The sequence below is a fragment of the Bradyrhizobium sp. genome (assembly GCF_030646015.1).
GTDB lineage: Bacteria > Pseudomonadota > Alphaproteobacteria > Rhizobiales > Xanthobacteraceae > Bradyrhizobium.
In genome coordinates this window covers 1-7,700 of the sequence record NZ_JAUSLT010000025.1, presented here as the reverse complement: position 1 = coordinate 7,700, position 7,700 = coordinate 1, and the positions used below count along the sequence as shown (strand labels likewise).

Below are 7,700 nucleotides of genomic sequence, written 5' to 3'. Positions count from 1 at the left end.
TCCCCGCCGAGGTGATCGGTTTTTCCGGCAACAATGCCGTCGTGATGCCGTTCGCCGGCCTCGAAGGCGTGCGGCGCGGCTGCCGCGCCGTCATCGCCACTGCCGCCAGCCAGGTGCGGCCGTCGGTGGCCTGGCTCGGCCGCGTCATCATTGCGATGGGCGAGCCGATCGACGGCAAGGGGCCGCTGCCGCAGGGCCCGTCGCCGATGCCCTACCGCAACTCGCCGCCGCCGGCCCATTCGCGCAAGCGCGTCGGCACGCCGCTCGACCTCGGGGTGCGCTCGCTCAATACCTTCCTGACCTGCTGCCGCGGCCAGCGGATGGGCATCTTCGCCGGCTCCGGCGTCGGCAAGTCGGTGCTGCTGTCGATGCTGGCGCGCAATGTCGATGCCGACATCACCGTGATCGGCCTGGTCGGCGAACGCGGCCGCGAGGTGCAGGAGTTTCTGCAGGATGACCTCGGCGACGCCGGCCTGGCGCGCTCGGTGGTGGTGGTGGCGACATCCGACGAGCCCGCTTTGATGCGGCGGCAGGCGGCTTACCTGACGCTGGCGATCTGCGAATATTTTCGCGATGAAGACAAGGATGTGCTGTGCCTGATGGATTCGGTGACGCGGTTTGCCATGGCGCAGCGCGAGATCGGCCTGTCGGCGGGCGAGCCGCCGACCGCCAAGGGCTATACGCCGACGGTGTTCACCGAACTGCCGAAGCTTTTGGAGCGCGCCGGGCCGGGGACCGGGATCGGCACCATCACCGGCATCTTCACCGTGCTGGTGGACGGCGACGACCATAATGAGCCGATCGCCGATGCGGTCCGCGGCATCCTGGATGGCCATATCGTGATGCAGCGCTCGATTGCCGAGCGCGGCCGTTTTCCGGCGATCAACATCCTTAAATCGGTGTCCCGCACCATGCCGAAAGCGGCCGATCCGGCCTTTCTGCCGGTTATCACCCGGGCCCGCCAGGTCATGGCCACCTATGCCGACATGGAGGAACTGATCCGGCTCGGGGCCTATCGCCAGGGCTCCAGCCCCGAGGTCGATGAGGCGATCAAGCTTCATGCGCCGCTGGAGAGCTTCCTGCGCCAGGCCAAGGACGAAGTCACCAGCCTTAACGCCGGGTACCAGCAACTCGGTCAAATCCTCAAGGATTTGGAAACGGAAAGCTAACTTTGTCGGGCCATGATCCGCGCCACACGAGTAAAGCTGCCGGTGGGGCCCTTATGACTTCATTTGGGGATGCCGGTTCCGTCCCGCGTTCAGATCGGGACTTCTGGGGAGTACGAGTCGATGAAGTCACGTGAAACGCTGATCCGCCTGAAGAAATTTCAGGTTGACGAAAAGCGCCGAAGGGTTGCCCAGATCGAGGGCATGATCGCCGATTTCCAGCGTATGTCGGTCGACCTCGAGCGCGAAATCCATTCCGAGCAGGAGCGCGCCGGCATCAACGATCCCACGCACTTCGCCTATCCGACCTACGCCAAGGCCGCGATCCAGCGGCGGGAAAACCTGACCCGCTCCGCCGACGAGCTGCGGATCCAGCTCGAAGACGCCAAGGGCCTGTTGGGCGAGGCATTCGATGAACTGAAGAAAGTCGAGCTCCTGGACGAGCGCGATCAGGCCCGCGAGCGGGCCGAAGAGAGCGCCCGGGAACAGGCCGATCTCGACAGCATCGGCCTGATGCGCGCCCGCATCGGGGCCATTGCCTGACCCTTTCCCGACCGCCTTTGCCAAACCACCACCCAAACCCGGGCCGCAAGGTCCGGGTTTGTTTTTTGGCTGTCCACAGGCCCGGTATCGGCGACTTGGTGGCCACCTCTGGCGCAGGGTATGATACGACATGTCGGGACCGCCGCTCCGGTGGCTTTTAGGAGCGATAGGGCTTCGCGATTTTGGGGACGCTGAATGCTGACGCCAGCTGAGCTGGTCTGGCTGATTGCCGCAGTTGCGAAGGGGGATGAGGCCGCTTTCGAGCGGCTTTACGCCGCCACGCGCGCGAAACTCTTCGGCGTGGTGCTCCGTATCTTGCGGCGACAGGATCTCGCCGAGGAGGTCATTCAGGAGGCTTACGTCAAGATCTGGAACAGCGCCGGGCAGTTCAATCCCGGGCTGTCGTCGCCGATCACGTGGATGGCGTCGATCGCCCGCAACCGGGCCATCGATGTCGTGCGCAAGCGGACGGAGGTGTCGATCGAGGAGGAGCCGTCGGCCATGGAAGTGGCGGCCGACAGCCCGGATCCGCTGGCGCGCCGGGAAATGACGGAAGAGTTGAAGCGGCTTCTGGAGTGCGTCGGCCGCCTCGAGCCCGACCGGCAAAAGCTGGTGCTGCTGGCCTATTACAATGGCTGGAGCCGCGAGCAGCTGGCAGCGAAATTCGAGACACCGGTGAACACGGTGAAGACATGGCTGCGCCGCAGCATGATGGATATCCGGGAGTGTCTCGGGCTTTAGAAGATCTTGGACTCTAGATGATGGCCTACAGCGAGGACCATATCGCGCTCGCCGCGGAATACGCACTCGGCACCCTCGATGCCGACGAGCGCGCGCAGGTCGAGACCATGATGTCCGTGGACAAGGAGTTCACGGCGATGGTCGAGGCGTGGCAGCAGAAGCTGGGCGTCCTCAACCAGATGGTCGGATCGGTCGAGCCGCGGCCCGAGGTCTGGGACAGGATCAAAACCGCGATCGGACATTCCGAGCAGCAAGGGCCGCTGCTGCTTCCCGACGCGCCGCCGCCACCGGCCAACGACGTCATTGCGCAGCCCGTCCCGGTCGACGGCTCCAACGTGATCCAGTTATCCGCCCGCGCCCGGCGTTGGCGCAATGTGGCGACGGCGACCACAGCGATTGCCGCAGCCCTGATCGCGATGGTCGCAACGCAAGTCTATGCGCCGGACCGGCTTCCCGACGGCCTGCGCCCGAAGGTGCGAACCCAGGTGGTCGAGGTGAAGACCACCGTCGTCCCGCCACCGTCAGGCCAGTTTGTCGCCCTTCTGCAGAAGGACAGCGCGTCGCCCGCCTTCATCCTGACGGTGGACGCCACCAGCAAGAATTTCACCGTGCGCCGGGTGGGTGCCACGCCCGAGCCCGGCAAGAGTTTTGAACTGTGGCTGGTGTCCGACAAGCTGCCAGGCGCGCGTTCGCTGGGCGTGATCGGCGGCAATGATTTCACCACGCGGCCGGCGCTGGCAGCCTATGACACCGACACGGTGAACAAGGCGACCTATGCGGTGACGCTCGAGCCGGAAGGCGGCTCGCCCACCGGCGTTGCCACCGGACCGATCGTGTTTACCGGCAAGCTGATCGAAGCCGTGCCCCCGGCAGCGCCGGCCAAGTAGAAGGCAGGATTCGCAGCTCGTAGCCCGGATGGAGCGAAAGGGTCGGCGCAAGGCGCCGCCCGCTGGCTCCATCCGGGATACGGCTTCAAGACTATATCTTTGGCTCTTCACTAAATCTAACAAAAAATAAAACGCCCGTGGGGAGCGGGCGTTTTCGGTAGTCAACTTGGGGGTCGTTGGGGTCGTCTGATTATCCACGAGGCGACTTTGGGGGGCTGCTAAAGAGCCGCGTGAATTCCTTGAATTCCGTTAGCGTACCGTCGAGGTCTCCGCGCTGGTGATCGCCACCGGCTTGCCGGCTTTGAGGACCTTCGCGGTCTGGGTGTATCCCTCGTCCGACGTGGTGCGAGCCGTGATGCCGAAGCCCGCCACCGCGATGCCAGCAACAAGAGCGACGACCACGATCTTCAGATGGGTCGTACGATCGGCGCTGTAGATCGAATGGTTCATTGGAAGCCTCCTGCCGCCTTCCCTGTCTTGCGAATTGGTGTGGTGCATCCGCCGACAGGTTCAACATCTCATGGCAGGAAACGTGGGGATTCGGCTTTAAGTTCCTAAGAGGCGATCACAAGGCAGTGAAAGGAGTTGAAATCCCGCGACCGGAATTGGGCGAGAGATGCGTGAAATCGATAATAATATAGTTATTTCAGTAGTTTAGAAAAAGGCGGCTGCCGGCGGCGCCGGCCACGCCGTTCCCGCGAATGCCGACAAATCATTTGCCTGTGGCGGAAATGACTCGCCTTCGCCGGCTGCCCGCTCAGACGCTTCCGACCGTCTTCAACCGCGCGCGTGGATGAATCTCCGCCTGCGACAGCACGGTGGTTTGCGCGCGGAAGCGCTCCACCAGCGAACGCACGAACGGCCTGATCGCCGCCGAGGTCACCAGCACCGGCGCCTCGCCTTCGCGGGCGGCCTGTTCGAAGCGGTCGCGCACCACCGTCATGAATTCCGACAGCTTTGACGGCTGCATCGCCAGCTGTCGCTCGTCGCCGGCGCCGACCAGCGACTCGGCAAACGCCTGCTCCCATTTCGCCGACAGCGCGATCAGCGGCAAATAGCCGTTGTGCGAGGTGTTTTGCGCGCAGATCTGCCGCGCCAGCCGGGCGCGAACATGCTCGACCATGGTTGCCGGGTTGCGCGAGAATGCCAGCGCGTCGGCGATGCCCTCGAGAATGGTCGAGAGATCGCGGATCGAGATCCGCTCAGCCAGCAACAGCTGCAGCACGCGCTGGATGCCGGACACGGTGACCAGCGCCGGCGTGATGTCCTTGACCAGTTCGCCCTGCTCCTTCGGCAGGTCCTTCAGGAGCTTCTGCACCTCGCCATAGGACAACAGGTCCGACATGTTGGTCTTGAGCAGCTCGGTGAGGTGGGTCGACAACACGGTCGCGGCGTCGACCACGGTATAGCCCTTCAGCGAGGCCTCTTCCTTCAGGCTGGCGTCGACCCAGGTCGCCGGCAGGCCGAAGGTCGGCTCGATGGTGTGGATGCCGGGGATCCCGACCTGATTGCCGGCGGGGTCCATGACCATGAAACTGTTCGGCCAGATCTTGCCGGTGCCGGCGTCCACTTCCTTGATCTTGATGATGTAGGTGTTGGCCTCCAGCTGCACATTGTCGAGAATGCGCACCGCCGGCATCACAAAACCCATTTCGACCGCCAGCGAGCGGCGCAGCGCCTTGATCTGTTCGGTCAGGCGGTCGGTACCGTCGGGACCGTTGACCAGCGGGAGCAGTGCATAGCCGAGTTCGATCTTGAGATCGTCGATCTTCAGGGAATTGGCGATCGGCTCTTCCGCGCCGGCGGCTGCGGCCGCGGCGGCTGCGTCCGGCGCCGAGGCCGCGGCGACTTCGGCTTCCGTGTTGGCCTTGTTGCGCTTGCCCGACGTCACCGCGAGGTAAGCGGCACCGCCGCCGAGCGCGAGGAAGGGGAGCATTGGTACGCCCGGCAGCATCCCCAGCACCAGCATGACGCCGGCCGACATGCCGAGCGCCTGCGGATAGCCGGACAGCTGCTTCATCAGCGCCTTGTCGGCGGCGCCGCTGACGCCCGCCTTCGAGACCAGCAGGCCGGCCGCGGTCGACACGATCAGCGCCGGCACTTGCGTGACCAGGCCGTCGCCCACCGTCAGCAGCGTGTAGGTGCGCGCGGCATCCGCAAAACCCATGCCCTGCTGGGCGACGCCGATGATGATGCCGCCGATGACGTTGATGAACACGACCAGCAGGCCCGCGACCGCGTCGCCGCGCACGAATTTCGAGGCGCCGTCCATGGCGCCAAAGAAGCCGCTTTCGTCCTCCAGATCCTTGCGACGCTTCTTGGCGGTCGCCTCGTCGATCAGGCCGGCGCCCAGATCGGCGTCGATCGCCATCTGCTTGCCCGGCATGGCGTCGAGGTGGAAGCGGGCGGCGACTTCCGCGATACGCCCCGAACCCTTGGTGATGACGACGAAGTTCACGATCACCAGGATCGCGAACACGATGATTCCGATGACGAAATTGCCGCCCATCACGAAATTGCCGAAGGCTTCGATGACGTGGCCGGCCGCCGCGGTGCCCTCATGTCCCTTCGACAGGATCAGCCGGGTCGAAGCCAGGTTCAGCGACAGCCGCAGCATCGTCGAGATCAAGAGGATGGTCGGGAACGAGGAGAATTCCAGCGGCGCCTGGATGAACAGCGCGGTCATCAGGATCAGGATCGACAGCGTGATCGAGATCGCCAGAAACAGGTCGAGCACGACCGACGGCAGCGGCATGATCAGCACGACGAGGATGATCAGGACGCCGAACGCCAGCGCGAGGTCGCCGCGGACCAGGACTTTGCCGATGTCGCCTAGACTGGGAAATCCGCCGCCCGCTGTACCCGTGCCGTGACCCGCCGTGACATCGACCATCGTAGCTGCTTCCCCCCGCGAATGCCGGCCCCGGGCGCCAAACGTCTGCGCGGCGGCCGAAGGGCCGCCGTTTCGAAAGTGAGGCACCGCACTGGCGTCCACGGGGGTTCTCCCGTTTTACGCGGCTGACGACACTCGACTCCACTAGGCAATTCTTGCCGGGTTTATGGTTAGGAAAGGGTTAACAAGGCCTCCCACCCCTCGTCATTCCGGGGCACCGCGCAGCGGTGAACCCGGAATCTCGAGATTCCGGGTTCGATGCTTCCGCATCGCCCCGGAATGTGAGGCAGGGCGGCCACGGCCGCCCTGTTCCACTGCATCTGCATGCCCAATATCGCGCCATGTGGCTTGACCCGGAACCCCGGGGCGACGAAGTTGCGGCCGTGCACGCCCCCTCCCAACCAGCCAAAGATTCGCCGCCCTTCACCCCGGACTCGCCCCAGGCCTGGCTGCGGCTCGCGCTGGCGGTCCTGATCGGCTCCGTCGGCGCGGTCGGGATGTGGTCGGTCGTGGTGGTGATGCCGGTGGTGCAGCAGGAATTTGCGAGCAGCCGCGGCGCGGTTTCGTTCGCCGCCACCATGATCTTCCTCGGCTTCGGTGTCGGCGGCGTCATCATGGGCAAGATCACCGACCGGCTCGGCATCGTGCCGGCGATGGCCGTCAGCATCGCCTTCCTGACCGGCTCCTATGTGCTGGCTGGCCTGGCGACCGCGCTGTGGCAGTTCATCGTCATCTCGTTCCTGATGGGCCTTGGCACCTCGGCCACCTTCGCGCCGCTGATGGCGGAGGCCTCGCACTGGTTCGAGCGCTATCGCGGGCTGGCGGTCACCATCGTCGCGTCAGGCAATTATGTCGCGGGCACGTTCTGGCCGCCGCTGATCAACTGGAGCACGCAGGCCTATGGCTGGCGCGCCACCCATGTCGGCATCGGCATTGCCGTCGGCGTGTTGATGACGATCCTGCTCTTGGTGCTGCGCCGGGTCATGGGCGGCAGCGCGGCGCAGGATCACAGCAACGCGCTGCCGCCGCGGATCGATCTCAAGCTGTCGGCCAATACGCTGACGGCGCTGCTGTGCATCGCCAGCATTTCCTGCTGCGTGGCGATGTCGATGCCGCAGGTGCACATCGTCGCCTATTGCGGCGATCTCGGCTACGGCGTGGCGCGCGGCGCCGAGATGCTGTCGCTGATGATGGCGTGCGGCATCATCAGCCGGATCGGCTCGGGCTATCTCGCCGACAATATCGGCGGCATGGCGACGCTGCTGATCGGATCGGTGGCGCAGGGCTTTGCGCTGGTGTTCTACCTGTTCTTCGACGGCCTGACGTCGCTCTACCTGATTTCCGCGATGTTCGGCCTGTTCCAGGGTGGCATCGTGCCGAGCTACGCCATCATCGTCCGGGAATCGATGCCCGCGCGCGAGGCCGCGACCCGGGTCGGCATCGTGATCATGGCCTCGGTGTTCGGCATGT

At 64.8% G+C, this 7,700-nt stretch carries 7 protein-coding genes; 5 read left to right on the top strand and 2 right to left on the bottom strand.

Annotation, left to right across the window (positions count from 1 at the left end; genetic code table 11):
- The 4 genes from fliI to Q7T45_RS03440 form a co-directional block, all read left to right on the top strand.
- On the top strand, positions 1-1,169 hold a 1,169-nt coding region (gene fliI, locus Q7T45_RS03455), incomplete at its 5' end, for a flagellar protein export ATPase FliI (protein WP_304867668.1).
- Positions 1,170-1,289: 120 nt separating this feature from the next.
- Positions 1,290-1,709: a flagellar export protein FliJ gene (fliJ, locus tag Q7T45_RS03450; protein WP_304743886.1), complete on the top strand. Its 420-nt coding sequence runs from the start codon at positions 1,290-1,292 to the stop codon at positions 1,707-1,709.
- A gap of 195 nt (positions 1,710-1,904) precedes the next feature.
- Positions 1,905-2,450: a sigma-70 family RNA polymerase sigma factor gene (locus Q7T45_RS03445; RefSeq protein ID WP_304867666.1), complete on the top strand. Its 546-nt coding sequence runs from the start codon at positions 1,905-1,907 to the stop codon at positions 2,448-2,450.
- A 20-nt stretch (positions 2,451-2,470) separates the two neighbouring features.
- A complete protein-coding gene (locus tag Q7T45_RS03440; RefSeq protein WP_304867670.1) occupies positions 2,471-3,337 on the top strand; it encodes an anti-sigma factor domain-containing protein in 867 nt (288 codons plus the stop codon).
- A 249-nt stretch (positions 3,338-3,586) separates the two neighbouring features.
- Here the strand turns inward: Q7T45_RS03440 and Q7T45_RS03435 are convergent, their stop codons facing one another.
- Both Q7T45_RS03435 and flhA read right to left on the bottom strand, forming a co-directional pair.
- On the bottom strand, positions 3,587-3,787 hold the full coding sequence (locus Q7T45_RS03435) for a hypothetical protein (protein WP_304867665.1): 201 nt from the start codon (positions 3,785-3,787) through the stop codon (positions 3,587-3,589).
- A gap of 307 nt (positions 3,788-4,094) precedes the next feature.
- Entirely contained in the window at positions 4,095-6,332 is a 2,238-nt protein-coding gene (gene flhA / locus Q7T45_RS03430) for a flagellar biosynthesis protein FlhA (protein ID WP_304867663.1), read from the bottom strand.
- A gap of 239 nt (positions 6,333-6,571) precedes the next feature.
- Between flhA and Q7T45_RS03425 the strand changes: the two genes are divergently transcribed.
- Positions 6,572-7,700: MFS transporter (locus Q7T45_RS03425; protein WP_304867661.1), on the top strand; the 1,129-nt coding region annotated here is incomplete at its 3' end.

Bases quoted from the DNA above. Each gene is read 5' to 3' on its own strand.
- fliJ (WP_304743886.1), top strand. From the start codon at position 1,290: ATGAAGTCACGTGAAACGCTGATCCGCCTGAAGAAATTTCAGGTTGAC.
- Q7T45_RS03445 (WP_304867666.1), top strand. From the start codon at position 1,905: ATGCTGACGCCAGCTGAGCTGGTCTGGCTGATTGCCGCAGTTGCGAAG.
- Q7T45_RS03440 (WP_304867670.1), top strand. From the start codon at position 2,471: ATGGCCTACAGCGAGGACCATATCGCGCTCGCCGCGGAATACGCACTC.
- Q7T45_RS03435 (WP_304867665.1), bottom strand. From the start codon at position 3,787: ATGAACCATTCGATCTACAGCGCCGATCGTACGACCCATCTGAAGATC.